The 23,160-nt window shown below is 68.9% G+C and carries 28 protein-coding genes, 1 tRNA gene and 2 pseudogenes; 16 read left to right on the top strand and 15 right to left on the bottom strand.

What is annotated here, in order from left to right; translation table 11 throughout:
• Window positions 1–661: pseudogene (locus tag RIF93_RS00780) on the bottom strand (carbamoyl phosphate synthase large subunit); the annotation flags it as partial.
• 248 nt (window positions 662–909) lie between these two features.
• On the opposite strand from RIF93_RS00780, the gene RIF93_RS00785 reads away from it, so the two are divergent.
• Together RIF93_RS00785 and RIF93_RS00790 are read left to right on the top strand one after the other, a co-directional pair.
• Window positions 910–1,134: a hypothetical protein gene (locus RIF93_RS00785; RefSeq protein WP_309087475.1), complete on the top strand. Its 225-nt coding sequence runs from the start codon at window positions 910–912 to the stop codon at window positions 1,132–1,134.
• A 131-nt stretch (window positions 1,135–1,265) separates the two neighbouring features.
• Window positions 1,266–1,670: a cupin domain-containing protein gene (locus RIF93_RS00790; protein WP_309087477.1), complete on the top strand. Its 405-nt coding sequence runs from the start codon at window positions 1,266–1,268 to the stop codon at window positions 1,668–1,670.
• A gap of 8 nt (window positions 1,671–1,678) precedes the next feature.
• Here the strand turns inward: RIF93_RS00790 and rpoD are convergent, their stop codons facing one another.
• The 7 genes from rpoD to RIF93_RS00825 all read right to left on the bottom strand — a co-directional run bounded on the left by rpoD (window position 1,679) and on the right by RIF93_RS00825 (window position 9,113).
• On the bottom strand, window positions 1,679–3,601 hold the full coding sequence (gene rpoD / locus RIF93_RS00795; protein ID WP_309087479.1) for an RNA polymerase sigma factor RpoD: 1,923 nt from the start codon (window positions 3,599–3,601) through the stop codon (window positions 1,679–1,681).
• A gap of 435 nt (window positions 3,602–4,036) precedes the next feature.
• Window positions 4,037–5,950, bottom strand: a complete 1,914-nt coding sequence (gene dnaG / locus RIF93_RS00800; protein ID WP_309087481.1) for a DNA primase — start codon at window positions 5,948–5,950, stop codon at window positions 4,037–4,039.
• A gap of 94 nt (window positions 5,951–6,044) precedes the next feature.
• A complete protein-coding gene (sigJ, locus tag RIF93_RS00805) occupies window positions 6,045–6,905 on the bottom strand; it encodes an RNA polymerase sigma factor SigJ (RefSeq protein ID WP_309087483.1) in 861 nt (286 codons plus the stop codon).
• A gap of 10 nt (window positions 6,906–6,915) precedes the next feature.
• On the bottom strand, window positions 6,916–7,482 hold the full coding sequence (locus tag RIF93_RS00810; RefSeq protein WP_309087485.1) for a hypothetical protein: 567 nt from the start codon (window positions 7,480–7,482) through the stop codon (window positions 6,916–6,918).
• On the bottom strand, window positions 7,475–7,870 hold the full coding sequence (locus tag RIF93_RS00815; RefSeq protein ID WP_309087487.1) for a hypothetical protein: 396 nt from the start codon (window positions 7,868–7,870) through the stop codon (window positions 7,475–7,477). Before RIF93_RS00815 ends, RIF93_RS00810 begins: the two co-directional genes overlap by 8 nt.
• Before the next feature lie 72 nt (window positions 7,871–7,942).
• On the bottom strand, window positions 7,943–8,635 hold the full coding sequence (locus tag RIF93_RS00820; RefSeq protein ID WP_309087489.1) for an HAD family hydrolase: 693 nt from the start codon (window positions 8,633–8,635) through the stop codon (window positions 7,943–7,945).
• A gap of 46 nt (window positions 8,636–8,681) precedes the next feature.
• The gene (locus tag RIF93_RS00825; protein ID WP_309087491.1) at window positions 8,682–9,113 is read right to left on the bottom strand and encodes a DUF1330 domain-containing protein; all 432 of its coding nucleotides are present in this window, start codon (window positions 9,111–9,113) and stop codon (window positions 8,682–8,684) included.
• A 73-nt stretch (window positions 9,114–9,186) separates the two neighbouring features.
• Here RIF93_RS00825 and carA point away from each other — a divergent pair, with 73 nt between their 5' ends.
• Entirely contained in the window at window positions 9,187–10,368 is a 1,182-nt protein-coding gene (carA, locus tag RIF93_RS00830; protein ID WP_309087493.1) for a glutamine-hydrolyzing carbamoyl-phosphate synthase small subunit, read from the top strand.
• A gap of 29 nt (window positions 10,369–10,397) precedes the next feature.
• On the top strand, window positions 10,398–12,035 hold the full coding sequence (locus RIF93_RS00835) for a M28 family metallopeptidase (protein WP_309087495.1): 1,638 nt from the start codon (window positions 10,398–10,400) through the stop codon (window positions 12,033–12,035).
• A 73-nt stretch (window positions 12,036–12,108) separates the two neighbouring features.
• Here the strand turns inward: RIF93_RS00835 and RIF93_RS00840 are convergent, their stop codons facing one another.
• Entirely contained in the window at window positions 12,109–12,729 is a 621-nt protein-coding gene (locus RIF93_RS00840; RefSeq protein WP_309087497.1) for a TIGR02466 family protein, read from the bottom strand.
• 136 nt (window positions 12,730–12,865) lie between these two features.
• Here RIF93_RS00840 and RIF93_RS00845 point away from each other — a divergent pair, with 136 nt between their 5' ends.
• On the top strand, window positions 12,866–13,726 hold the full coding sequence (locus RIF93_RS00845; protein ID WP_309087499.1) for a hypothetical protein: 861 nt from the start codon (window positions 12,866–12,868) through the stop codon (window positions 13,724–13,726).
• An 86-nt stretch (window positions 13,727–13,812) separates the two neighbouring features.
• Window positions 13,813–14,262 carry a DUF6152 family protein gene (locus tag RIF93_RS00850; protein ID WP_309087501.1) on the top strand — a complete coding sequence of 150 codons (450 nt, stop codon included), beginning with the start codon at window positions 13,813–13,815 and terminating at the stop codon, window positions 14,260–14,262.
• Window positions 14,263–14,313: 51 nt separating this feature from the next.
• On the opposite strand, the gene RIF93_RS00855 is transcribed toward RIF93_RS00850, so the two are convergent.
• Complete coding sequence (locus RIF93_RS00855) at window positions 14,314–14,796, bottom strand: hypothetical protein (RefSeq protein ID WP_309087503.1); 483 nt, start codon at window positions 14,794–14,796, stop codon at window positions 14,314–14,316.
• Between the two features lie 91 nt (window positions 14,797–14,887).
• The gene (locus RIF93_RS00860) at window positions 14,888–15,109 is read right to left on the bottom strand and encodes a flagellar basal body rod C-terminal domain-containing protein (protein ID WP_309087505.1); all 222 of its coding nucleotides are present in this window, start codon (window positions 15,107–15,109) and stop codon (window positions 14,888–14,890) included.
• A 98-nt stretch (window positions 15,110–15,207) separates the two neighbouring features.
• Between RIF93_RS00860 and RIF93_RS00865 the strand changes: the two genes are divergently transcribed.
• A complete protein-coding gene (locus RIF93_RS00865; RefSeq protein WP_309087507.1) occupies window positions 15,208–15,558 on the top strand; it encodes a hypothetical protein in 351 nt (116 codons plus the stop codon).
• Here the strand turns inward: RIF93_RS00865 and RIF93_RS00870 are convergent.
• The 3 genes from RIF93_RS00870 to RIF93_RS00880 form a co-directional block, all read right to left on the bottom strand.
• The gene (locus RIF93_RS00870) at window positions 15,555–15,776 is read right to left on the bottom strand and encodes a hypothetical protein (RefSeq protein ID WP_309087509.1); all 222 of its coding nucleotides are present in this window, start codon (window positions 15,774–15,776) and stop codon (window positions 15,555–15,557) included. The two genes, RIF93_RS00865 and RIF93_RS00870, sit on opposite strands and share 4 nt — an antisense overlap.
• A 50-nt stretch (window positions 15,777–15,826) precedes the next feature.
• Window positions 15,827–17,074 (bottom strand): serine hydrolase domain-containing protein, encoded by a 1,248-nt coding sequence (locus RIF93_RS00875; protein ID WP_309087511.1) that lies wholly within the window; start codon window positions 17,072–17,074, stop codon window positions 15,827–15,829.
• Window positions 17,075–17,146: 72 nt separating this feature from the next.
• Window positions 17,147–17,695 carry a YbhB/YbcL family Raf kinase inhibitor-like protein gene (locus RIF93_RS00880; protein WP_309087513.1) on the bottom strand — a complete coding sequence of 183 codons (549 nt, stop codon included), beginning with the start codon at window positions 17,693–17,695 and terminating at the stop codon, window positions 17,147–17,149.
• Window positions 17,696–18,015: 320 nt separating this feature from the next.
• Between RIF93_RS00880 and panD the strand changes: the two genes are divergently transcribed.
• Both panD and RIF93_RS00890 read left to right on the top strand, forming a co-directional pair.
• Entirely contained in the window at window positions 18,016–18,372 is a 357-nt protein-coding gene (gene panD, locus RIF93_RS00885; RefSeq protein WP_309087515.1) for an aspartate 1-decarboxylase, read from the top strand.
• A 67-nt stretch (window positions 18,373–18,439) separates the two neighbouring features.
• The gene (locus RIF93_RS00890) at window positions 18,440–18,826 is read left to right on the top strand and encodes a hypothetical protein (protein WP_309087517.1); all 387 of its coding nucleotides are present in this window, start codon (window positions 18,440–18,442) and stop codon (window positions 18,824–18,826) included.
• On the opposite strand, the gene RIF93_RS00895 is transcribed toward RIF93_RS00890, so the two are convergent.
• Entirely contained in the window at window positions 18,823–19,566 is a 744-nt protein-coding gene (locus RIF93_RS00895) for an SIMPL domain-containing protein (protein ID WP_309087518.1), read from the bottom strand. The genes RIF93_RS00890 and RIF93_RS00895 overlap by 4 nt on opposite strands.
• Before the next feature lie 114 nt (window positions 19,567–19,680).
• Here RIF93_RS00895 and RIF93_RS00900 point away from each other — a divergent pair.
• The 7 genes and pseudogenes from RIF93_RS00900 to infA all read left to right on the top strand — a co-directional run.
• Window positions 19,681–19,756 (top strand) — tRNA-Ile (locus tag RIF93_RS00900).
• A gap of 289 nt (window positions 19,757–20,045) precedes the next feature.
• Complete coding sequence (locus RIF93_RS00905; protein ID WP_309087519.1) at window positions 20,046–20,414, top strand: amidohydrolase family protein; 369 nt, start codon at window positions 20,046–20,048, stop codon at window positions 20,412–20,414.
• Window positions 20,415–20,591: 177 nt separating this feature from the next.
• Entirely contained in the window at window positions 20,592–21,824 is a 1,233-nt protein-coding gene (locus tag RIF93_RS00910) for a glycosyltransferase family 87 protein (RefSeq protein ID WP_309087520.1), read from the top strand.
• Between the two features lie 216 nt (window positions 21,825–22,040).
• A complete protein-coding gene (locus tag RIF93_RS00915) occupies window positions 22,041–22,250 on the top strand; it encodes a cold-shock protein (RefSeq protein ID WP_309087521.1) in 210 nt (69 codons plus the stop codon).
• A gap of 61 nt (window positions 22,251–22,311) precedes the next feature.
• Window positions 22,312–22,539, top strand: a complete 228-nt coding sequence (locus RIF93_RS00920) for a hypothetical protein (RefSeq protein ID WP_309087522.1) — start codon at window positions 22,312–22,314, stop codon at window positions 22,537–22,539.
• Window positions 22,529–22,891: a DUF6481 family protein gene (locus RIF93_RS00925; RefSeq protein ID WP_309087523.1), complete on the top strand. Its 363-nt coding sequence runs from the start codon at window positions 22,529–22,531 to the stop codon at window positions 22,889–22,891. Before RIF93_RS00920 ends, RIF93_RS00925 begins: the two co-directional genes overlap by 11 nt.
• A 33-nt stretch (window positions 22,892–22,924) precedes the next feature.
• Window positions 22,925–23,140 (top strand): annotated as a pseudogene (gene infA / locus RIF93_RS00930) (translation initiation factor IF-1); the annotation flags it as partial.
• Between the last annotated feature and the right edge of the window lie 20 nt (window positions 23,141–23,160).

Consider the following 23,160-nt stretch of genomic DNA (forward strand, 5'->3'; position numbering starts at 1 on the left):
CCACCTCCATCTCGTATTCCTTCCAGCCGAGGACGCTTTCCTCGATCAGGACCTCGGTGGTCGGCGACAGGTCGAGGCCGCGCTCGACGATCTCGCGGAACTCCTCGACGTTGTAGGCGATGCCGCCGCCGGTGCCGGCGAGCGTGAAGGACGGACGGATGATGGCCGGCAGGCCCACCTGCTCGAGGCCGACCATCGCCTCTTCCAGCGTGTGGGCGACGTGCGACCGGGGGCTCTCCAGGCCGATCGCGTCCATCGCGTCGCGGAATTTCTGGCGGTCCTCGGCCTTGTCGATGACGTCGGCCTTAGCCCCGATCATCTCGACGCCGTACTTGGCGAGCACGCCGTTGCGTTCCAGCGCCAGGGCGGTGTTCAGGGCGGTCTGGCCGCCCATGGTGGGCAGGAGGGCGTCCGGGCGCTCTTTCTCGATGATCTTCTCGACCATCTCGGGCGTAATCGGCTCGATGTAGGTGGCGTCGGCGATCTCGGGATCGGTCATGATCGTCGCCGGGTTCGAGTTCACCAGCACGATCCGATACCCCTCGGCGCGCAGCGCCTTGCAGGCCTGGACCCCCGAGTAGTCGAACTCGCACGCCTGGCCGATGACGATCGGGCCGGCGCCGATGATCAGGATCGAGGAGATGTCGGTGCGTTTGGGCATGTTTCTCGCGCGCAAGGGCGGCCGCGCAGATTGGCGCGCCCGACACCGTCTAGAACTGCAGGTTAAGCGGGCGATTTAGAGGGCAAGTCCGGCTCACGCAAGCACGCCGGCGCATGCCGCGGCCAGAAGAACGCAGATTCTGCGCGGTTCCCGCAGATTTATCTTTTGATTCACGCAACTAAGTCGCCGCTCGCGGCCTATTTCCGATGGCAGCGCGCCCGTACGGCGCGGTAAGTATCGGAGACCCCATGACCTTGCTCGAGAGAATCCCCGCCCTCAGCGACGAGGAAGTGGTGAACCTGCTGGCGAATGCGCGTCGGCTGAGCGAGCAGGGCGACGAAAAGCAGAAGGCCGCCGCGGCCGAGATCCTGCCCAGCCTGGAGACCGAGGCCGAGCAGCGGCGCCAGGCCCGCCTGGAGCGCACCAAGGCCAAGCGCGCCGCAGCGCGCAAGCCGCGGAAGGTCGCGGCCTAGGAAGGCAAGACCCGAGGCTGCGCGCTCGGCCCTAGGCCCAGCGAGCGCCTGACCGATGACGGGTCCGTCGCGGCGACGCGGCGGGCCCTTTTTGATTTGAGTCCCGAGGCGGCGGAGGCGATCCTCGCGCCATGCGACGCGCCCTCGTGCTGATCCCCCTGCTGACCGCCGCCCCGGCGGCCGCGCAGCCCGCGCCGGTCACGCGGCCCATGGCGGCGATCGACGCCACGCTCACCGGACAGCCGATCACGGCGCCGACGGGCAGGCTCCGGGTGACGGTGTCGGAGACGACGTTGGCCCCGGGCGGCAAGCTGGCCGCGCACAAGCACCCTTATCCCAGGGTCGTGCAGATCCTGTCGGGACGACTGCGGGTGACGAACCTCGACACCGGAACCGTCTCCGAGCCCAAGCCCGGAGACTGGATGGTCGACGCCGTCGACCAATGGCACGAGGCGATCGTGCTGGGCGACGAGCCGGTGCGGATCCTGACCATAGACCAGGCGCCGCCCGGTGCGACGGTGACGATCCCGCGCTGAGCGCCCGCTTAGCTGTCGAGGAAGCTGCGCAGCTTCCGCGAACGGGACGGGTGCTTGAGCTTGCGCAGCGCCTTGGCCTCGATCTGGCGGATCCGTTCGCGGGTGACGCTGAACTGCTGGCCGACCTCTTCAAGGGTGTGGTCGGTGTTCATGCCGATGCCGAAGCGCATGCGCAGGACGCGCTCCTCGCGCGGCGTCAGCGAAGCCAGCACGCGGGTGGTGGTCTCGCGCAGGTTCGACTGGATCGCCGCGTCGATCGGCAGGACCGCGTTCTTGTCCTCGATGAAGTCGCCGAGGTGCGAATCCTCCTCGTCGCCGATCGGGGTTTCGAGCGAGATCGGCTCCTTGGCGATCTTCAGGACCTTGCGGACCTTCTCCAGCGGCATGGCCAGCTTCTCGGCCAGCTCTTCCGGCGTCGGCTCGCGGCCGATCTCGTGCAGCATCTGGCGGCTGGTGCGGACGATCTTGTTGATCGTCTCGATCATGTGCACCGGGATGCGGATCGTGCGGGCCTGGTCGGCGATCGAGCGGGTGATCGCCTGCCGGATCCACCAGGTGGCGTAGGTCGAGAACTTGTAGCCGCGGCGGTACTCGAACTTGTCCACCGCCTTCATCAGGCCGATGTTGCCCTCCTGGATCAGGTCCAGGAACTGCAGGCCGCGGTTCGTGTACTTCTTGGCGATCGAGATCACGAGGCGCAGGTTGGCCTCGACCATCTCCTTCTTCGCCTGACGGGCCTCGCGCTCGCCCTTCTGCACCGTCTGGACGATGCGGCGATAGTCGTCGATCGGCACGCCGGTTTCCTGCGCCAGGGCGGCGATCTCGTTGCGGATCTCGGCGATCTGGCCGGCGTCGTTCTCGGCGAACTTGGTCCAGCGGACGCCCAGCTGCTTGACCTGATCGGTCCAGTCGGGAGCCATTTCCTGGCCGAAGTAGGCCTTCAGGAACTCCGTGCGGCTGATGCCATAGCTGTCGGCCAGGCGCAGCAGACGGCCTTCCAGCACCATCAGGCGCTTGTTGATCGCATAGAGCTGCTCAACCAGCGCCTCGATGCGGTTGTTGTTCAGCTTCAGGGTCTTGAGGTGCTGGACGATGGCGCCCGTCGCCGCCTGGTAGGCCTTGCGGTCGGCGTCGGAGAGGTCCTGGCCCTTCAGCCGGGCCGCGACCAGCTTCTCCTGCAGCAGCCGGAAGCCCTCGAACTCGGCGGCGATGGCGTCGAGCGTCGCCATGACGCCTTCGCGCAGCTCGGCCTCCATCGCGCTGATGGTCGGGCCGGCGCCGTCGTCGAAGTCGTCGTCGCTCTCGCCTTCGCCCTCGGGCGCGGCTTCGGCCTCGGCTTCTTCCGGCTCGGCCTCGGCAGGCGAGGCTTCGGCCTGCGGGTTCTGGCCGCCGTAGGTCTGTTCGAGGTCGATCACCTCGCGCAGCAGGATGCGGCCGCCTTCCAGCTCCTCGCGCCACACCATGATGGCTTCGAAGGTGAGCGCGCTTTCGCACAGCCCGCGGATCATCGTGTCGCGCCCGGCCTCGATGCGCTTGGCGATGGCGATTTCGCCCTCGCGCGAGAGCAGCTCGACCGAGCCCATCTCGCGCAGGTACATCCGGACAGGATCGTCCGTGCGGTCGTAGGCGGGCTCCTTGGTCGTCTCGACGACGGCGCTCTCCTCGCGCACCGCCACCTCGCCGCCGTCGGCGTCCTCTTCGGACTCGACGACGTTCACGCCCATCTCGTTGAGCATGGCCAGCGTGTCTTCGATGGCTTCCGAGGTCACTTCCTCGGACGGCAGGACCTTGTTCAGCTCGTCCATCGTGACGTAGCCGCGGGCCTTGGCCTGCTTGATGAACTTCTTGACCGCGGCGTCGGTCAGGTCGAGCAGCGGGCCGTCGCCTTGGGTGGTTTCGGGCGTTTCGGCTTCGGCTGTGTTCGAGCTCATCGAGGTCTCCGACGTGGGTCTCCCGCCCCATGCAAGAGGCGGGCCCCAGATAATGGGCGACGGTAAAATGCTAAGGGGCCGCGACGTTACGACCCGGTATCCGCCTAATTCGTTCCGTTTTGATCGTGCGTGTTCAGGGCCCTTGGCTTCGCCGGACATGGCTCGGCCACGTCCAAGCGACCGCGAAGGTCGCCCCCCGCAGCGCAAGCCCTGGGATCACCACGCATCGAGGGAGGCATCATCTTCATCAGAGGGCGCGCCCGAAACTCGGTCGCAGCGGCCCGGTAGATGCCTGTCGACAGCGCGCTAAATCCGCACGCCGCCACATGGCGTGGCGCATCCTCGAAGTCAAGATGCCCCCACGCCACGTAAGGAGAATGATTTCGCTGATCAAATCCCGACAGCCTGACTGCCAGGGCTGTTTTGCGCCGGGGGCTAATGAGGCAGCACCGGCTTGTCGCGCGCCTCGTTCGCCCAGTCCGAATTGACCAGCTTGCGCAGGTGGTCCCGCTCGGCCTTGAGGGTCATGAGGGCTGCCGCGGCCGACGGATCGCGGCCGACGTCGCCCACAGTGGATTCCACGGCCCGCTCCAGCGCCTCCAGCTTCATCAGGAGGTCGAAGGCCTCGCGCCACAGGACCCGCACGCGCTCGCGGGCGGCGGTCTCGTCGAGGAATGGCGCGCTGACGCCGGCGCGACGGGAGTCCTTCTCCAGCTTGACCAGCACCTCTTCGGGCACGCCGCGGGAGCGCAGCCGGCGGACGACCGCGTCGAATTCGGCCTCGCCGGTCTCGTAGCGGATCTGCACAAGTTCGCGGGCGATGGCGTCCAGCTTCTCGTCGCCGAAGCCGCGAGCGCCCAGGAGCTCGATGGAGTCATCGATGAGGCTGGGGTCCTTCAGGGCCGCCATGGCGAGCGCCGCGGCCAGCGGCCGGGTGGAGCTCTTCAGCGCCTGCGCGGCCTGCTTCCCCTCGGGCGTGGCGCCAGCGAGCGCCGGGCGCTTGTCCCAGCGGCGGCGCGCGAGCTCGCGCCCAGCGGCGCCCACGGTGTAGACGGGCTGCTGCGTCGGCCACAGCTGCTCGAACCGTCCCAGCAGGTCTTCCTTGTAGGCCTGGGCGAGGTCGGGGTCGGCGATGGTGGCGGCCAGCTTGCGCAGCCGGACCTTGAGCGCGGTGCGCCGCTCGGGCGTGTCCAGCGGCTCGAGGTCGCGCTCGCGGACGAACAGGGCCTCGGCGAAGGGGGTGGTCTTCTCGAGCTGGGACTTCAGGGCCACGGGTCCCTGTTCGCGCAGCACGTCGTCCGGGTCCTTACCGCCTTCGACAAGGGCGAACTTGAAGCTCTTGCCGGGCTTCAGCAGGGGAAGGGCGCGGTCGATGGCCCGCCCCGCCGCCTGGCGGCCGGCGCGGTCGCCGTCGAAGCAGAGCGTCGGCTCAGGGTGATGGCGCCACAGCACCTCCATCTGCTCTTCGGTGAGCGCAGTGCCCATGGGCGCGACGGCCGGCACGCCGGCGCGCTGGCAGGCGATGACGTCCATGTAGCCCTCGACGACCACCAGCGGCGGCTCGTCGCCGGCGGGCGCCGCGGCCAGGATCTTCCGGGCCTCGGAGAGGCCGTAGAGGTTGTTCCCCTTGTGGAAGACGACCGTTTCGGGGCCATTCAGGTACTTGGCCCGCGCCTGCGGATCCATCGCCCGGCCGCCGAACGAGACCACCCGGCCGCGGACGTCGAGGATCGGGAAGATGATGCGGTCGCGGAAGCGATCGTAGGGCTGGCCGCCGTCTTCCGGCGCTATCAGGAGGCCGGCGTCCACCAGCTCGGCGGGTCGCGCGCCCTTGGCGACGAGGTAGTCCTTCAGCGCCGTGCGCCCGGCCGGCGAGAAGCCGATGCGGAACCGGGCCCATTCCTTCTCCGGCAGGCCACGCTTCTCGAGGTAGGCGCGGGCCTCGCGGCCGGGCGGTCGCCTCAGCTCGGCTTCGAACCACTGGCAGGCCAGCTCCAGCCAGTCGGCGAGGCCCTGGCGCTTCTTCTCCTGCTCGGCCCCGCGCGGATCGACAGCGGGGAGGGCGAGGCCCGCCTCGGCGGCCAACTTCTCGACGGCCTCGGCGAAGGAGAGCCGTTCGGTCTCCTGCACGAAGGTGATGATGTCGCCGGTCTTGCCCGAGCTGAAGTCGAAGAACTGGCCCTTCTCGTCGTTCACGTAGAACGAGGGGGTCTTCTCCTTGTTGAACGGCGACAGCCCGACGTACTCGCGCCCCTGCTTGCGCAGCTTGACGCTCTTGCCGATCACGTCCGACGGACGGAGGCGACCTTTCAGTTCATCGATGAAGCGTTCGTCGAACCGTCCGACCATGGGGAACCGCTAACACCTCGCGCCGCGACAGCCTGTGGATGAGTCGCGAACGCCTGTGGATGATAGCGCCGAAACGGTGCGACAGAGTCGGTCGCTAGCGGACGTGCGCCAGCTTCTCCGGGTTTCGGACCACATAGATGCGCGCGATGCGGCCGTCGCCGTCGGTCTCGAAGGCGATCGTCTGCGGCCCGTCCGGCATCTGGAGCAGGAGGCCCGGGCTGCCGTTGATGCGGACGGCCTCGAACTCCTCGACGGTCGGATAGCCCGCACGCCAGCGGATGCCTTTGAAGAGGCCGACGATGTCGTCGCGGCCGACCAGCACGCGCAGCGCCGCGGTGCGCTTGCCGCCGCCGTCGCTGACCATCACCGCATCCTCGGCCAGCAGGGAAGACAGCCGCGCATAGTCGGCGTTCAGCGTGGCCTGCAGGAACGCCTCGGCGAGCTGCTTGGCGCGGCCTTCGTCCACCGCAAAGCGTGGCCGGGCCTCCTGTACATGGGCGCGGGCCCGGCTGGCCAGCTGGCGCACGGCGGGCTCGGACCGGCCCAGCGTCTCGGCGACCCTTGCATAGTCCTGGTCGAACACGTCGTGCAGCAGGAAGACCGCCCGCTCCAGGGGCGACAGCCGCTCGAGCGCGAGCAGGAAGGCCACCGACACGTCCTCGGCCCGCTCGACGGGGTCGTCGGTCAGCGGCTCGATCAGCGGTTCGGGCAGCCAGGGGCCCTTGTAGGCCTCCCGCTCGGCCTTCGCCCGGCGCAGGCGGTCGATGCAGAGACGGGTGGTGGCGCGCACCAGCCAGGCGGCGGGATCGTCCACCTTCTCGGCGGCGCGAACCCAGCGCAGCCAGGCGTCCTGAACCGCGTCCTCGGCCTCAGAGACGGAGCCCAGCATGCGGTAGGCCAGCCGCTTCAGCCGCGGCCGCTGGGCCTCGAAGGCGTCTGTGAGCGCCGCGTCCATGGCCGCCACCTTACGCCGCAAGCTTCAGCGGCGCGACGGTCTCGCCGGCCACAGTGACCTTGGAACAGGCCTTGCCGTAGCCAAGGGCGTACTTGAGCGTCGGGTACATGCGCGAGGCGACGATGGAGAGGCTGATGGCCACCAGGGCCTTGTCGCCCCACCGGCGGACGATCTCGTCGCGCAGCGGGTCGCAGGTTTCCATGTCCCGGGCGAGGCTGGCGCGGGCGAAGCGGTAGGCCAGCGCGGCCGTCTCACCCATGGCTTCCTGGTCGCCGGCGATGATGGCCCGCAGGATCGAGGGATCGACGCCCTGGGCCGTGGCGATGTCGACGCCGACCTGCACGCAGGGGCCGCAGTCCTCGCTCATCGTGCCGACCAGACCGGCGGCGACCAGCGCCTCGGGCGGGGCGGCCTTCACGTCCATCGCCCGCGTGCCAAAGGCGAACTTCATCAGGCTGGCCGGGTTCACGCGCAGGACATGGCGCATGTAGCTGGCGTCGTAGTCGAACGTCTTCTCGAAGCCGTCGAGCCAGCGGGACAGGTAGGCCTTCAGGAACATCTCGTTCTCCTCAGTCATGGGACGGCCTGCGGAAGAGGGCCAGGAAGAGGGGGATGGCGGCGAACAGGTAGACGCCCACGAAGTCGCGCCGCACGTCGGCCCAGGGGCTGGCGCCGCAGCTGGCGTCGTAGACGTGGATCGCCGCGTGGAAGGTCAGGAACGCCGCGCCGGCAGCCAGCGCCGGCCAGCCTTCGCGCGGACGCCAGGCGAACCACGCGAGACCCAGGGCGGCGACCAGATAGGCCGCGCCGATGTCACGGACGAAGTGGGCGTTGTAGGGGCCCGTGGAGGTGACGCCGGGCACCGCGCCGTACCATGCCAGCGAGGCGAACAGCATCGCCAGCGCATTGCCCGCCAGCACCAGAGCCAGAGCGGCCGAAAGCCACCGATCCCAGGTCCGAAGCATGTCCCGCCCTCCGTCGCTCGCCCCAAGGACGGTCGGATGGCCGGCGCTGTGACATCAGCGGCGCAGATTTTTTCAGCTGAGGCTGCGCACCCAGGGCGGCAGCTCGGTGATGGAGCCAAGTTCGGCGAAACGGGGATGGCCTTGAGGAGCGTCGGCCATCTCATGCTCCCAGATCAGCGGGTAGGGGACGTGGGCGGCGTAGGCGCCCGCTTCCAGCGCCGGGAGGATGTCGGAGCGCATGGAGTTGCCGCACATCACGGCCTGGGCGGCCCCTGTGCCGTGGCGGGCGAACACGCGCTCGTAGGTGGAGGCGTCCTTCTCCGACACGATCTCGACCGCCGCGAAGAGGTCGCCGAGGCCCGAGGCGGCCAGCTTCTGCTCCTGGTGCAGCAGGTCGCCCTTCGTGATCAGCACCAGCCGGTATCCTTCCAGCTCGGCCAGGGCTTGCTCGACGCCGGGCAGTGGCTCGACCGGGTGGCTCAGCATCTCGCGGCCCGCCGCCAGCAGCTCGGCGATCAGCCGGCCGGGGGCGTTGTTGTCGGTGAGCTCCATGGCCGTCTCGATCATCGACAGCGTGAAGCCCTTCACGCCGTAGCCGTAGAGCCTGAGGTTGCGCTTCTCGACCTCGCGCAGCTTGGCCTCCAGGACGGGACCCTCAGCGTGCTCGGCCATCAGCTCCAGGAAGCGGGCCTGGGTCAGGCGGAAGATGCCTTCGTTGTGCCAAAGGGTGTCGTCGGCATCGAGGCCGACCGTGGTGATGCGCATGGGCGCGCTCTTAAGCGAGCCCGCGGCCTAAGCCTAGGCCGCCAACCTACTCGCCGAAGCCTTCGCCGGGCTCGACGGGGGCAAGCCGCAGCAGGCGGGAGTCGGCGACGGCGGCCGTCCGGTGCTGGACCATCTCGCGGTACTCGGGATCGCGCACCATGGCGATGAAAGCGTCCGCGCTCGGATATTCGGCGATGAAGGCCAGGTCCCAGGCTTCGGACTGCGGACCCGTGACCATCACCTGCGGCTTGCCCGCCCAGACCTGGCGGCCGCCCAGGCGCTTGAAGATGTGGGCGGTGGTGCGGCCATAGGCGCGGTAGGCATCGAGGCCGGTCAGCGGCTCCCCGTGGTTCGGGTGCCCTTCGGGGTACTCGGCCGCCGGCTTCAGCTTGATCAGGTTCAGCATGTGGATCGGCTGGTCGCGGGGCAGGCTCTTGAAGACCTCCCAGGCCTCGCGTTCCGGATCGATGTGCGCCATAGGGTCCCCGCTGATTGACCGCGTGAGCCCGAGTCACTACCTACGCGGCCGTTTGCCCACAAGGAGCCTGCCGATGACGAGCCGAGACCTGCTGCCTGGCGTCACCGGCGTTCTGGCCCTGGCGGACGGGACCATCCTGCAGGGGATCGGCGTCGGCGCCGTCGGCGAGGCGGTCGGGGAGGTGTGCTTCAACACCGCCATGACCGGCTACCAGGAGATCCTGACCGATCCCTCGTACATGGCCCAGATCGTGGCCTTCACCTTCCCGCACGTGGGCAACGTGGGCACGAACATCCAAGACATCGAGCAGATGTCGGGCTCGGCGGAGACGGCGGCGCGCGGCGCGATCTTCCGCGACACGCCGACGCGGCCGGCCAACTGGCGCGCTGACGCCGACCTCGAGACCTGGATGAGCCGCCGCGGCGTCGTGGGCCTGGCTGGCGTCGATACCCGGGCGCTCACCCGCCGGATCCGCGAGCACGGCATGCCGCATGCGGTGATCGCCCATAACCCCGAGGGCAAGTTCGACCTGGACGCTCTGGTGGCGAAGGCGCGCGAGTGGAACGGTCTGGTTGGCCTGGACCTGGCCAAGGACGCCACCACCCTGCAGCCGTTCGTCTACGACGAGGGCCTGTGGAGCTGGGAGGACGGTTACGCGAAGCCGCTGGAGAATCCCAAGTACGAGGTCGTGGTCGTCGACTACGGTGTGAAGCGGAACATCCTGCGGGCGCTGACTTCGGTGGGCGCGCGGGCGACCGTGGTGCCGGCCAACACCCCGGCGGAAGAGATCCTCAAGCGCAACCCGGACGGCGTGCTGCTGTCGAACGGCCCGGGCGACCCGGCCGCCACGGGCGAGTACGCGGTGCCTGAGATCCGCAAGCTGGTGGAGAGCGGCAAGCCGGTGTTCGGCATCTGCCTCGGCCACCAGATGCTGGCGCTGGCGCTGGGCGCCAAGACCGTGAAGATGGACCAGGGCCACCACGGCGCGAACCATCCGGTGAAGGACCTGACGACCGGCAAGGTCGAGATCGTGTCGATGAACCATGGCTTCACGGTGGACCGCGACAGCCTGCCCGCGCCGGTGGTGGAAACCCACGTCAGCCTGTTCGACGGCACCAACGCGGGCCTCGCGCTGAAGGACAAGCCGGTCTTCAGCGTCCAGCACCACCCCGAAGCCTCCCCCGGTCCGACGGACAGCCTCTACTTGTTCGAGCGGTTCGCCGGCTACATGGACGGCGCGAAACAGCGGGCTTAGAACCTCCGGGACAAGTCCGGGGAGTTTCCATGCGTTCGTTGAAGTTGGTGGCCGCCGCCGTAGCGGCGCTTTCGTTCGCGTCCGTGGCCGCAGCGCAGCCCGCGGGGGTCTCGTCCGCCGAGCGGATCCGGGCGCACATGGCGTTCCTGGCGAGCGACCTGCTCGAGGGGCGGGAAGCCGGCACGCGCGGCTACGATATCGCGGCGAACTACGCCGCCGCCCAGTTCGCCCAGCTGGGTCTGAAGCCTGCCGGCGACAACGGGACCTTCTTCCAGACCACGCCGATGATCTCGTTCCGCGCCGCGGATGAGGGCGCGATGGTGCTGCGGGACGCCAAGGGGCGCGAGACGCCGCTGGTCGCCGGCCAGGACTTCACGATCAGCAGCTCGCCGTCACATGCCGAGCTGAAGGCGGACGCTCCGCTGGTCTTCGTGGGCTATGGGCTGGTGGCGCCCGAGCGCGGGCGCGACGATTACAAAGGCCTCGACGTGAAGGGGAAGATCGTGGTGGCGCTCGACGGCGCGCCGCGGTCGTTCCAAACCGAAGAGCGCGCCTACTACCGCAGCGGCCGCACCAAGCGGCTGGAGGCCGAGAAGCGCGGCGCCGTCGGCTTCATCTCGCTCTACACGCCGACCGTCGAGAAGATGCGGCCGTTCGCGGAGTCGGCGAAGCACTGGCGCTCCTGGAACATGACCTGGCGCGACCGCGCCGGGACGCCTTTCGTGGTGGCGCCGAAGACGCCCGGGTTCGGGACGCTCAGCGTGCAAGGCGCGGAGAAGGTGTTCGCCGACGCCAAGGTCCCCCTGGCCCAGATCTACGCCGCCGCCGACACGCGCGATGGCGTGACCCCGCGCTTCGCCCTGCCGGCCTCGCTGGCCGCCGTGATGCGCAGCGAGCTGACGCAGAGCGAGAGCCGCAACGTCGCCGCCCTGCTGGAAGGCTCGGACCCCGCGCTGAAGGCCGAGACGGTGGTGCTGTCGGCCCACCTCGACCATGAGGGCGTGAGCGAGACGGCCAACGGCGCCGACAAGATCAACAACGGGGCGCTGGACAACGCCGGCGGCGTCGCCACGACGTTCGAGGTGGCGCGCGCCTTCGTGGAAAGCGGCCAGCGGCCGAAGCGGTCGGTGATGTTCCTGCTGGTCACGGCCGAGGAGAAGGGTCTGGTGGGCGCGGAATACTTCGCCCGCAACCCCACGGCCCCGGGGCCGGTGGTGGCCAACGTCAACCTCGACATGCCGATCCTGACCTACGACTTCACCGATGTGGTGGCGTTCGGGGCCGAGCGTTCGACGATCGGGCCTGCGGTGCGCCGGGCCGCCGAGCGCACCGGCATCCAGCTGTCGCCCGACCCGTTGCCGGAAGAGGGGCTGTTCACGCGCTCGGACCACTACCGCTTCGTGGAGGTGGGCGTGCCGTCGACCTTCCTGATGACCGGCTTCGCGAACGGCGGCGAGGCCAAGTTCCGCGGCTTCCTGAAGGACTGCTACCACAAAGTCTGCGACGACCTCTCGCAGCCGATCGACTACGCCGCCGGCGCCAAGTTCGCGAAGATCAATTACGAGATCGCCCGCGAACTGGCCGACGCCGCCCAGCGGCCGGCGTGGAACCGCGGCGACTTCTTCGGCGGCAAGTTTGGTACGCAGGCCGTCTCGGCCGACCGCTGAGACGCCCGGTCATGGCTTTGGCGCCCGCGGTCATGGAGGGCCGCAGGCCGCCGGCTAGACTTGCGGCGTGATCCTAGCGCCAGCCGTAGTTGAAACTGATCGAGACCCGCGGGGCCTTGGCGCGGTTGGCCGGCACCTCGTGCCGCAGCCAGCTCTCCCACATGTAGAGCGTGCCCGGCTGGGGCTGCAGATAGACGAAGGGCTGGGCCTCCTCCGGCGCGTCCGGACGTCTTGGCGGCGCGGCCATCATCAGCGGCAGCCGCGGGTCCTCGATCTTGAGCGCGCTGGCGCCGGGCGGGACCGCCACATAGTAGGTGCCCGAGAGCACGCTGTGCGGGTGGATGTGGCCCGTGTGCGCGGCGCCCGGCTTCAGGATGTTCACCCACACGCTGTCCAGCTTCAGACGGCCGCGCCCGAGGTCGAAATGCAAGGCTTCGGCGAAGGTCCTCGCGTGCCGGTCCAGCTTGGACTTCAACTCGGCGAAGACGCTGGCCCGCTGCGGGAGGTCGCCCAGCGAGGCGTAGGACGTATAGCCGCCGTAGCCGTGCTCGCGGCACCAGGCGCGGCCGGCGGCGTCCTCGGCCTCGAGCATCCGGCAGGCCTCGAAAATCTCGGCATTGAAATTTTCGAACAACCGGTCTGTTGTAAGGCTGGCTTCGTAGATCGGGGTGACGAAGAGGGTTCGCAGCGCCATGCCGCCCGCTAGTCGCCGCGAGAGGTTTTGTCAAAGCGCGGGCGTAGGCTGGCGCGGCGACTGAACGATGTTTAGGCTGAACGTCAAAGAACGACTTCGCCGCTTGTGCGGACGGGGCGTCGGGGGAAACGAGAGCATGATCCGAATCGTGGCGGCGCTGGCTGTGGCCGGCCTGATGGTGAGCGGAACGGCGGCCGTGGCGCAGCCGAAGGCCAAGGCGGCCGCGTCCTACAAGGCGCCGCGACTGGCCGGCACCAAGCAACCCGACCTGAACGGCGTCTGGCAGGTGATGAACTCGGCCGGCTGGGACGTCGAGCCCCACGCCGCGCGCGCCGCGCTGCAGATGCGTCCGGGCCCGATCATCCCGGTGCCGGCGAAGGAAGTCCTGGCCCTGGGCGCCGTCGGCGCCGTCCCCGGCGGCCTGGGCGTCGTCGAAGGCGGCGAGATCCCCTACACGCCCGAGGCCAAGAAGGTGCGCGACGAGAACCGCGCGAACTATCTGGAACGCGACCCCGAGGTGAAGTGCTACCTGCCGGGCGTGCCGCGCGCCAACTACATGCACCTGCCCTTCCAGATCTTCCAATCCGACGCGGGCATGATGATCGCCTACGAATACGCGGGCGCCGTGCGCAACCTGATGTTCGACGATCCGGGTCCGCCGCCGGTGGACAGCTGGATGGGTCAGTCGGTGGCCAAGTGGGAGGGCGACACGCTGGTCGTCACCGTCACCGGCCAGAACGACCGCACCTGGTTCGACCGGGCCGGCAACCATCACTCGGACCAGATGACCGTGGTCGAGCGCTATACGCCCACCGGGCCGATGACCATGCGCTACGAGGCGACCATCACCGACCCCAACACCTTCACCAAGCCGTGGAAGATGAGCATGAACCTCTACAAGCGGCAGGGCGAGGACGCGCAGCTTAACCAGTTCAAGTGCGTCGAGTTCGTGGAAGAGCTCATGTACGGCCACCTGCGGAAAGAGCCGCTGAAGTAAGCGAGACGAGATCCTGGCGGCCGTTCATGCGGCCGTCAGCAACGTGACCCGAGGATAGACACGGCATCCGGCGTTGGAGGCGCAAGATGAATAAGACGAACTGGATCATTGGCGCTGTCATCGGCGCGGCCCTGGGCGGCGCGGTCGCCGGCGGCGCGGCGGTGGCCCACCACGCGTTCGCGGCGGAGTTCGACGGCAAGGCGCCTGTGCTGCTTCGCGGCAAGGTGACCCGCGTGGAATGGATCAATCCGCACGCCTGGGTGCACATCAACAACACCAACCCGCAGTACGCCCAGGGCGCCTGGATGGTGGAAGGCGGCACGCCCAACACGCTGCTGCGCGCCGGCATCGACCGCAACTCGCTGAAGCCCGGCACCGAGATCGTGGTGCGCGGCTACCAGTCGAAGGACAAGGTCTGCAAGCCGGCCTGCAAGGCCAACGGCCGCGACGTGACCTTCCCCGACGGCCGCAAGATCTTCATGGGCTCGTCGGGCACCGGCGCGCCGAAGGACGGCGCCGACGCCAGCGAGCGCTAGGCGTCCGATCCGATCGGAATTGGAAAGGGGAGCCGAGAGGCTCCCCTTTTTCTATCTGGTGTTCGCCTCGCGATCCTCTTCCGGGAGGATCACGAACTTCTCGTGGCAGGCGACGCAGCTCTGGTAGAGCGCCGCCCCGGTTTCGAAGACCGCCTGTTTGTCCTTGCGCTCGGCCGCGGCCTTGGCCTCGAGCGCACGCGCCTGCATCGCCTTGGCGTACTTGGTCCACTCGTCGGCCGGTTCGCGCGGCCGCCCCGGAAGGATCAGCAGGTTGGCGGCTTCGGCGACCGTGGCGGCGCCGTCCTCCACCACCTTCCAGCCTTCGTCGGTGGTCGGCGAGAGGTCTCGCTCGCCGGCTTCGGTGATCTCGTAGCCCGACCCGGCCCAGAACGCGTCTGCGGCGGGGTCGACCACGTGCGCCATCAGCTCCTGCATGTCGAGCCCGGTGTATTGCTGTTCGGCCTTCGGCTGGCAGCCGGCGAGCAGCAGGGCCGCGGCGGCCCCAAGGGCCAACTTGGGCGTCAGACGGTGCACAGGCAGATCCCCCGGTCGTCGCGCGATCCTTGCGCCGCGCGTCCCGGCATTCTGCGTCACGGCGGCGGTTCGGTCCACCGCCGCGGGCGGCTCAGCGTACCTGAATTTCGAGAAGCGACTTCCACATCTCGTCGGCGAACCGGATGACCTTCAGGTTGGCCGAGAAGTGGTGCTTGGCCTGGACCATCTCGACCATCTCGCGGCCCAGGTCGATCGTCTCGTCGCCCGGCGCCTGGGCGATCCGGCTGGCCGCCGTCTCGAAGCGGCGCTCGGCGGCGGCGAGGCCGCCGCGGGCGATGGAAAGCGCGTCCATGCGGCCGTCATGGCCCACGCAGCCTTAAGTTCTTGCTGAAGGACATGGTGAACGGGTCATCCGCGCGCGTATCATGCGGCCATCGAAGGAGACGCCCCATGCGCGTTCACATCCTAGCGGCCGTGGCCGCGTTCGCGGCCGGCGCCGTCCAGGCCCAGCCGATCAACGAGCGGCCGCCCACCTGGACCATCCAGTGCATCGAGGTCAGCGGCGACACCGTGCCGGCGGCTTGCCGCGTGCCGGCCAGCCGTACGGACCAGAGCGAGTTCATCTGCACCTGCCCTGCGGGCGGCATGCGCACGCGCGTGCCGATCTGCGGGCCCGGCGAGAGGCCGCCATCCGAGAACGTGGCGCTCAACCGCGTTCGGCGGGAAGCCTCGCGCGACGGCTCGCTCGAGGGCGACCGGATCGACGGCCGCCAGATCTGCGTCGCGCCGCGTCGGCCCTAGGCTCGGTCGGCCGCCGAGGTTTCGCCGCGCTTGCGGCCGCCAGGCGAGGCCTTCTCGCGACGGGCGGTCGTGTTGCGCACGCCATCGGCCTTGGCGGTGGACGAGGCGCCCTTGCCGCCGCCCGCACCCGCGGACTTGGCGTTGCCGCCGCCGGTCTGGGCGGCCTTTTCCGATCCGCCCTTGGTGGGGGTGTTGGGAGAGTCCTTGCGCTGAGCCATGTCGAGCCTCCTTCGAAGGCTCAACCGGCCAGCCGGAGCGGCGTTCCCGGCTACTTCCCAAGCGCGGCGTAGACCGTCTTCTGGAAGACGGGCAAGGCGAGGCGTCCCGACGGGCGTTGGCCCTGCATGGCCGTCACCGCCTCGGGGCCGAGCGGCATGGAGTCCTGGATCAAGAAGATCAGGATCATGTCCTCGGTGGGATCGGCCTGCCACCAGGTGCCGAAGGCGCCCGGCCAGCCGAACGCCCCTTCGCCGCCCGCGCCCATCCACTGGTGCTTCTCGGCGTCCAGGATCATCGACACGCCAAGGCCGAACCCTTGGCTAAGCCAGAAGGGCATGCCCAGGAAGCCGTGGCTGCGTTGCTCCTCCGTCAGCCGGTTGGCGCGCATCAGGTCGACCGTCTCGGGCTTCAGCAGGCGGACGCCGTCCACTTCGCCACGGCCCAGCATCATGCGGGCGAACTTCAGGTAGTCGTCGGCGGTCGAGATCAGGCCGCCGCCGCCGGCTTCGAACTCGAAACGCGTCGGCGGCTCGGGCCAGGAGGCGTCCTCCAGCGGCCCGCCGTCGATCGGCGCCTTGTAAAGCTTGGCCATGCGGCTGGCCTTGTCCGCCGGCATCCAGAAGTCGGTGTCGTGCATGCCAAGCGGGTCGAAGATCCGGCTCTTCAGCACCTCGCCAAGGCGCTTGCCTTCGATGCGGGCGACCAGGAAACCCAGCACCTCGGTCGCGTGGCTGTAGTGGAAGCGCTCGCCCGGCGCGTAGCTCAGAGGCAGGGTTCCAAGCTTCTCAAGCCACCAGTCGGGCGTGACGCCGTAGCCTAGCGGCGGGCCCAGGGTCTTCTCGTGGGCGTGGGCGATCGGGCCCATGGAGGTGAAGGCGTAGGCCAGGCCCGAGCGGTGGGTCAGCAGGTCCTCGACCGTGATGTCGCGCGGCGCCGGGTAGGTCTGGTCGAGGGGACCCGCGGGGTCCTTCAGGACCTTCATGTTGGCGAGCTCGGGTATCCACCGGGTGATGGGATCGTCCAGCTTCAGCTTGCCTTCTTCGACCAACATCATGGCCGCGACGGAGGTGACGGGCTTGGTCATCGAGGCGATGCGGAACAGCGTGTCCCGCTGCATCGGCGCCTTGGCCGCCAGATCGCGGTAGCCCAGGGCGTTCACCTGGGCGACCTCGCCGCGGCGCCACACCAGGGTGACGATCCCGGACAGCGCGCCCTGGTCGACGAACCCCTGCAGCGCGGCGGGGACCTGCCCCAGAGCTTCGCGGTCGAAACCGCCCAACACCTGAGCGCCGTCCATCCTGACCTCCCTGACCTTATCGCTGTTCACCCGGCATAGCGCCCGAGTGACGCGAGGTCCGTCAAGGAAAGCCTACTGTTCGGTCGGCGCCTCGTAGGTGGCCATCATCTCGCCCTTGGCCAACGTGCGGGCCTTGAGCGCGTTGAGCAGCTCGTTCAGCGGGGTGTCCGGGCCCATCTCGATCCAGTCGTTCAGGGCGAAGACCTGGAAGTAGTAGCGATGCATGCCGTGGCCGGACGGCGGACGCGGGCCAAACCAGCCATAGCCGCCCATGTCGTTCTTCCCCTGGATCGCGCCCTGGGGGGAGACCAGCTTCGGCTCGTTGCCGAGACCCTCGGGGATCCGGGTGACCTCGCCGCGGATGTTCCAGAGCATCCAGTGGACGAAGGGCTCCTCGCGCGGAGCGTCAGGGTCCTCGACGATGATCGCCCAGGCCTTCACGTCGGGCACGCTGGACCACTGCAGCGGCGGGGAGATGTTGTCGTGGTAGGCCGAGTGACGGTCGGGCAGGCGGCCGTCCGCCTCCTGCGCCGGGCACGTCACCAGGATGCCGGTGTCGTAGATCGGGTCCACCCGCATGATGGTGATGGACTCGCCGGAATGCCGTTCGGGCTCGCTCATGGCCGCTCTCCTGCAAGGTCTCGGGCTAAGAACCGGGCGCGCCGCGGTTGGGTTGCGCCCGCGGGCGGGCCTCGCCGTGCTGCAGCGCACCGGAAGTCGGGCGGGGGCGCGCCGAAGCCCTTCCACGGCCGCGGCGCCAAGGCCTTACGGCGTAAGGGGTTCAAGCCTTGCCTGACGCTGCGGCGCCTGCGCTGCATTGCGGCATTGAACGGGGCCATCTTCGTGCGTATATGCGCCTCGCCTTCCGTGCGGGCCCAGTTCGGGTTTGGGCTTTGTGTGTGCCTCCCGCGGCTCACAGCGTCGATGAGGACGATCTCCGCATGCTGCTCACCCTGATGAAGTCCAAGCTGCACCGGGCCACGGTCACCCAGGCCGACCTGGACTACGAAGGCTCCATCGCCATCGACCGCGACCTGCTGGACGCGTCGGGCATCCTGCCGCACGAGCAGGTGGACGTGCTGAACATCACTACCGGCGCGCGGTTCACGACCTACGCGATCGAAGCCCCCAGGGGTTCGCGCGTCATCGGCGTGAACGGAGCGGCGGCCCGCCTCGTTCAGAAGGGCGACAAGGTGATCGTCGTCACCTATGGGATGCTGCCGGCCGAAGAGGCCCGCAACTATTCCCCCACGGTCGTGCTGCTGGACGATGGCAACGAGATCAAGAAGGCCGCCTAAGCTCATCCTCGCCGCAGGCCTCGCCTGGGGCCTGCTTTCCGCCTGCTCGCCCGACGCGCCGCCCGGCGTGGACAAGGCGCGCCTGGACGAGGCGGTCTCCCGGGCCGTCGGCGATCCCAACACCTGCGTGCTGATCGCCGAGCGCGGCGGCAAGACGCTGTATCGCTACAACACCGCCACCGCCTGCGCGAAAAAGTACCCGGACTGCGAGGGCGCGGGCGAGATGGCCGTGGGCGACCTGTTGGAGGCCGTGGCGAAGGACGGGCGGCCCCGATACCTGAGCTGCCCGACCCTGCCCGACCGATCGCGCGGCGTCGGCTGGGCGGCGGGGCCCATCGCCGGCAAGGACCAGGTCTATGCCGCCGTCATGGAAGGCGACCGCAGCTTCCCAGGCCGGATGATGGCCGATCGGCTGGAGGCCGCCTTCCGCCGGGCGGGCGCGAGCGGGTCCTAGCGGGAAAGCTCGTAGAGGCCGGTGATGTCGACGCGGACGGTGAGTTCGCCCGGCGAGACCGACGTGTCGGCGGCTTTGCCCCGGAACGAGGCGGCTTCCATCATCGGCATCGGCGGCGGGACCGGGTAGGACGCCGTCCCTTCGCTCAGGGTCACCAGCCGCGTCACGCGGTGGCCGGTGGCGCGGGCGTAGAGGTCGGCCTTGGCGCCCAGCGCCTTCACCGCCTGTTCGCGGGCGGCGTTTTCCGCCGCGGTACGGTCGTCCAGGCCGAAGCTGATCCCGTGCACCTGGTTGGCGCCCGCGCCAACCGAGGCGTCGACGGCGGCGCCGAGGCGCTTCAGGTCGCGCACGGTGATCGTCACCGTATTGGACGCCTGGTAGCCGACCAGCACCGGCGGCTGGTTCTCCTGGTACCGGTATTGCGGGCTGAGGTTCAGGTTTGACGTCTGGATGTCCTTCTCGGCCAGGCCCGAGCGGCGAAGGCTCGCCACCACCGAGTTCATGCGCGCGGCGTTGGCCTGCATGGCCTCGGCGGCGGTCTTGCCCTCGGTCATCACGCCCAGGGTGATGGTGGCCATGTCGGGCGCAACCTTGGTCTCTCCATAGGCCGCGAGATTCAGGGTCGTGGCGCGGAACATGGTGTCGGCCGCGGGCGGCGCGGCTTGCGCCAGGGCGGCCGGCGCAGCGGCCGAGGCGGCCAGGGCGAACGCGAGCGCAGAAGCGCGCATCAGGGTCTTCATCGAGGTCTCCTTGGGTCCTGGGGGAGCGGACCTTGACCCTGAAACTCCCAAGCTCCACCTGAACGCAAGCTTTAAGGCCCGTGCAGCCCGTGGTAACCGGCGCAACCGCTGCTGGGGCCTGTAGCTCAATGGTTAGAGCCGGCCGCTCATAACGGTCTGGTTGCAGGTTCGAGTCCTGCCGGGCCCACCAGCGACGCTTTCCAGCCGGCTCCATGTTGTCGCGGCGCCTGCGTAGGTCCTGGTTGGCGCCAACACTTTCGCGCGAAACCGACAGACATACCGCTGATAGGCGCCAAGTTGCGGACCCTCAGGCCCGCCTCGAAGCCTCGGAAGGTGTCCGATTTCAAGATAGCGGCTGGCCTACTGACGTTTGGGCAAGCGCCAACCATGACCTCAGACGTCATTGATGCGCCTGCGGCATCGCTTAGTCAGGGCGCCTGCGGCCGGCTGGTGGCCGGCGGCGGCGAGGGGGCTTTCCAGTGATCGGCAACCCGGCGCTGATCGAGGACGCCCTCCATCGACATCCGAAGCTGCGGCTGAACCTGATGCACCTGGGGGCGCCGTTCCTCGAGGACACGATCGCCATGCTGTCGCTGTATCCGAACGTGAGCGTCGACACGGGCGCCGTCAGCTGGATCATGCCGCGCCGGCAATTTCACGACTACCTGCGCAGGCTGGTCGACGCGGGCTTCAGCGATCGCATCATGTTCGGGTCGGACCAGATGTTCTGGCCCGAGGCCATCGGCCTGGCGATCGAGGGCGTGGAATCCGCGACCTTCCTGACCGCGGCGGACAAGCAGGCGATCTTCCACGACAACGCCGCCCGCTTCTATCGGTTGGCCGCATAACCCGGCGGCGGAATGCGGCCGTCCAGACCCGACGTTCCCCGGCAAGATCCGCGCGCGCGGAGCATTTCATCCAAGTTCGGCCACGGCGTTATGGTTCGGGAAACCGGGTAGGAGTCTTGTCTGCGGCGAGCCCCTGGACAGGCAACTCGTGCTGATGGTTCGCCAAGGATGGATGGATTGAGCGGCCTGTGGCGCGGCTTCAGGGGGACCTTGAGCGAGGCCGCGTGGCTCAGCGGCGACCGGGCGCGAGCCTACGTCCGCGTGTTCGGCGTCGTCGTCCTGGCCGTCGTGGTCGTCTGGCTGCTCGCGTCGCGCGACGGGGTGGACCGGGCGGGCAACGTGCTCGGCACGGACTTCATCTGCTTCTGGTCGGCCTCCGAGGTGGCTCAGACCGGAAGGGCCGCCGAGGTCTACGATCTCAAGACCCTGAAAGCCGTACAGGCCGCGATCCCCGGCGTGGGCGACACCGTCTGGCCGTTCCTCTATCCGCCCACGTTCCTGCTGATCTGCCTGCCGCTGGCCGCCCTGCCGCTGTTCCCGGCGCTCGCCGCGTGGCTGCTTTCGACCGGGCTCGCCTACGTGCTGGCCTTGCGGCTCTGGGCCGGACGCTGGCTCGGCCATGTGGCTCCCCTGGCGTTTCCTGCGGCCTTCATCAACCTGGCGCACGGACAGAACGCCTTCCTGACGACGGCGCTCTTCGCCATCGCCTCCTGGGCGTTGCGCCGCCGGCCTCTCCTGGCGGGCCTGTGCTTCGGTGCGCTCGTCATCAAGCCGCACCTGGGGCTGTTGATCCCGATCGCCCTCGCGGCGGGAGGTCAGTGGCGGGCGTTCGGGGCGGCGGCCGCGGCCGGGGCAGGGGTCATCTTCCTGTCCGTACTGGTCTTCGGCGTCGACGCCTGGCGGGCCTTCCTGGACAGCGCCGGCTTTTCGCGGACGATCCTCGAGGGCGGGCTGGTCGATCCGGCGAAGTTGCAGTCCGCTTTCGCCGCGGCGCGGATGTGGGGCCTGCCCCTCGGGATCGCCTATGCCCTGCAGGCCGCGGTCCTGCTCGCGGCGGCGGTCGCGGTGTGGCGCGTGGGACGTCTGAGGCCTGACCCCGCCGCCCTCGCGGCCACGCTGGCGGCGGGCACGCTCCTGGCCAGCCCGTATCTGCTCGACTACGACCTGGTCCTCGCGTCGATCCCTATGGCGTGGCTCGTCGGCGAGGGACTGAAAACCGGCTTCAGGTCCTGGGAGAAGTCGGTGGTCGCGGCCGCGTTCGTCCTGCCCGCGATCTCGCGAACGGCAGCGCAGGCGACGGCGATTCCGCTGGGGCCTCTGGTGCTGGGCGCGTTGTTCCTGCTGGTCTGGCGACGCGCGTCGGCGAGCAGCTTGCCCGACCGGTCCTGTTCGGATCCGCCCCACCACTGAAGGTCCGCAGCAAGCGTTGCACGCCTGCGGTCGGGATTCGGCTGGCGTCGAGCGCGAAATCGTGCGATGATGTGAACATCGAATATCGTTTTGGTTCGGTTGCTCTCCACGCTTGTTCTTCGGATCGAGCCCGAGCCTCCCAAGACCTTCTCCGAACATTTGATGTCGCGCGCCGATCTTGGCGCGCGAAAACTCACACGCGAAAAGTGACAATTAATGGCTATCGGCACCGTGAAGTGGTTCAACCCGACGAAGGGCTTCGGCTTCATCCAACCGGACGACGGCGGCCCGGACGTCTTCGTGCACATCTCGGCCGTGGAACGTTCGAGCCTCGGCTCGATCAACGAGGGCCAGAAGCTCAGCTACGAGCTGGAGCGCGACCAGCGCAGCGGCAAGATGTCCGCCGGCCAGCTGCAAGCCGGCTAAGGAGCTGCGTTCGGGCAGGGCCGCGGGTTTGCCGCCGCCCTGGCCGGACAGCAGGGAAGCAATGGCTCTCTCCACCATTGAACGGGCCTACCAGGTCGCGCGTTCGGGCCAAGCGGCGGACTTCGCCAGCCTGAAGCAGCGGCTGCAGGCCGAGGGCTGCCGGGCGGTCGACGCGCTGCTCTCGCAGCGTAACCTCCGCAGCCACCTCGAGGCGATCTGCGCGGCCGCGTTCCGGCCCGACGAGGCGCCCCAAACCCCACAGAAGGTCGACAGCCACCATGATCAGTGACATCGACGGCTCGGGCTTTTCCGATCGGCTGAAGCGCGCCGCCGACGCCAAGCAGGCCCTGCTGGCCAAGATGCGTCCGCGACCCACCGTCACCGACCCGCAGGCGCCGTCCCGCGAGGCGCTGCGGACCGCGGAGCTCGAGCAGGTCCGCCACGCCCGCGCAGCCGCCAAGGCGGCCAAGAAGCAGGCGGCGGCCGACGCCATCGAGGCCGCGCGCTTGAATGCGGAGGCCGTCGAAGCCGCCGCTCTCGACGCCAAACGCGGCGAGCGCAAGGAGCGCAAGGCGCTGACCAAGGCCGAGGCCAAGGCCAAGCGCGACGCCCGCTACGCCGCCCGCAAGGCCCGCAAGTAACCCGCGCGATCCCGCGCTACGAAAGGAACGCCATTGGCGAAGGAAGAGCTCGTCGAGTTCGACGGACAGATCACCGAACTGCTGCCGGAAGGCCGCTTCCGCGTCCGGCTCGAGAACGACCATGAAATCCTGGCCTACACGGCCGGCAAGATGAAGAAGAACCGCATCCGCTCCATGGTGGGCGACCGCGTGACGGTCGAGATGACGCCCTACGACATGGACCGGGGCCGGATCACCTATCGCCACAAACCCGAAGGCAGCCGCCCGGC

The organism is Phenylobacterium sp., assembly GCF_031181185.1.
GTDB lineage: Bacteria > Pseudomonadota > Alphaproteobacteria > Caulobacterales > Caulobacteraceae > Phenylobacterium.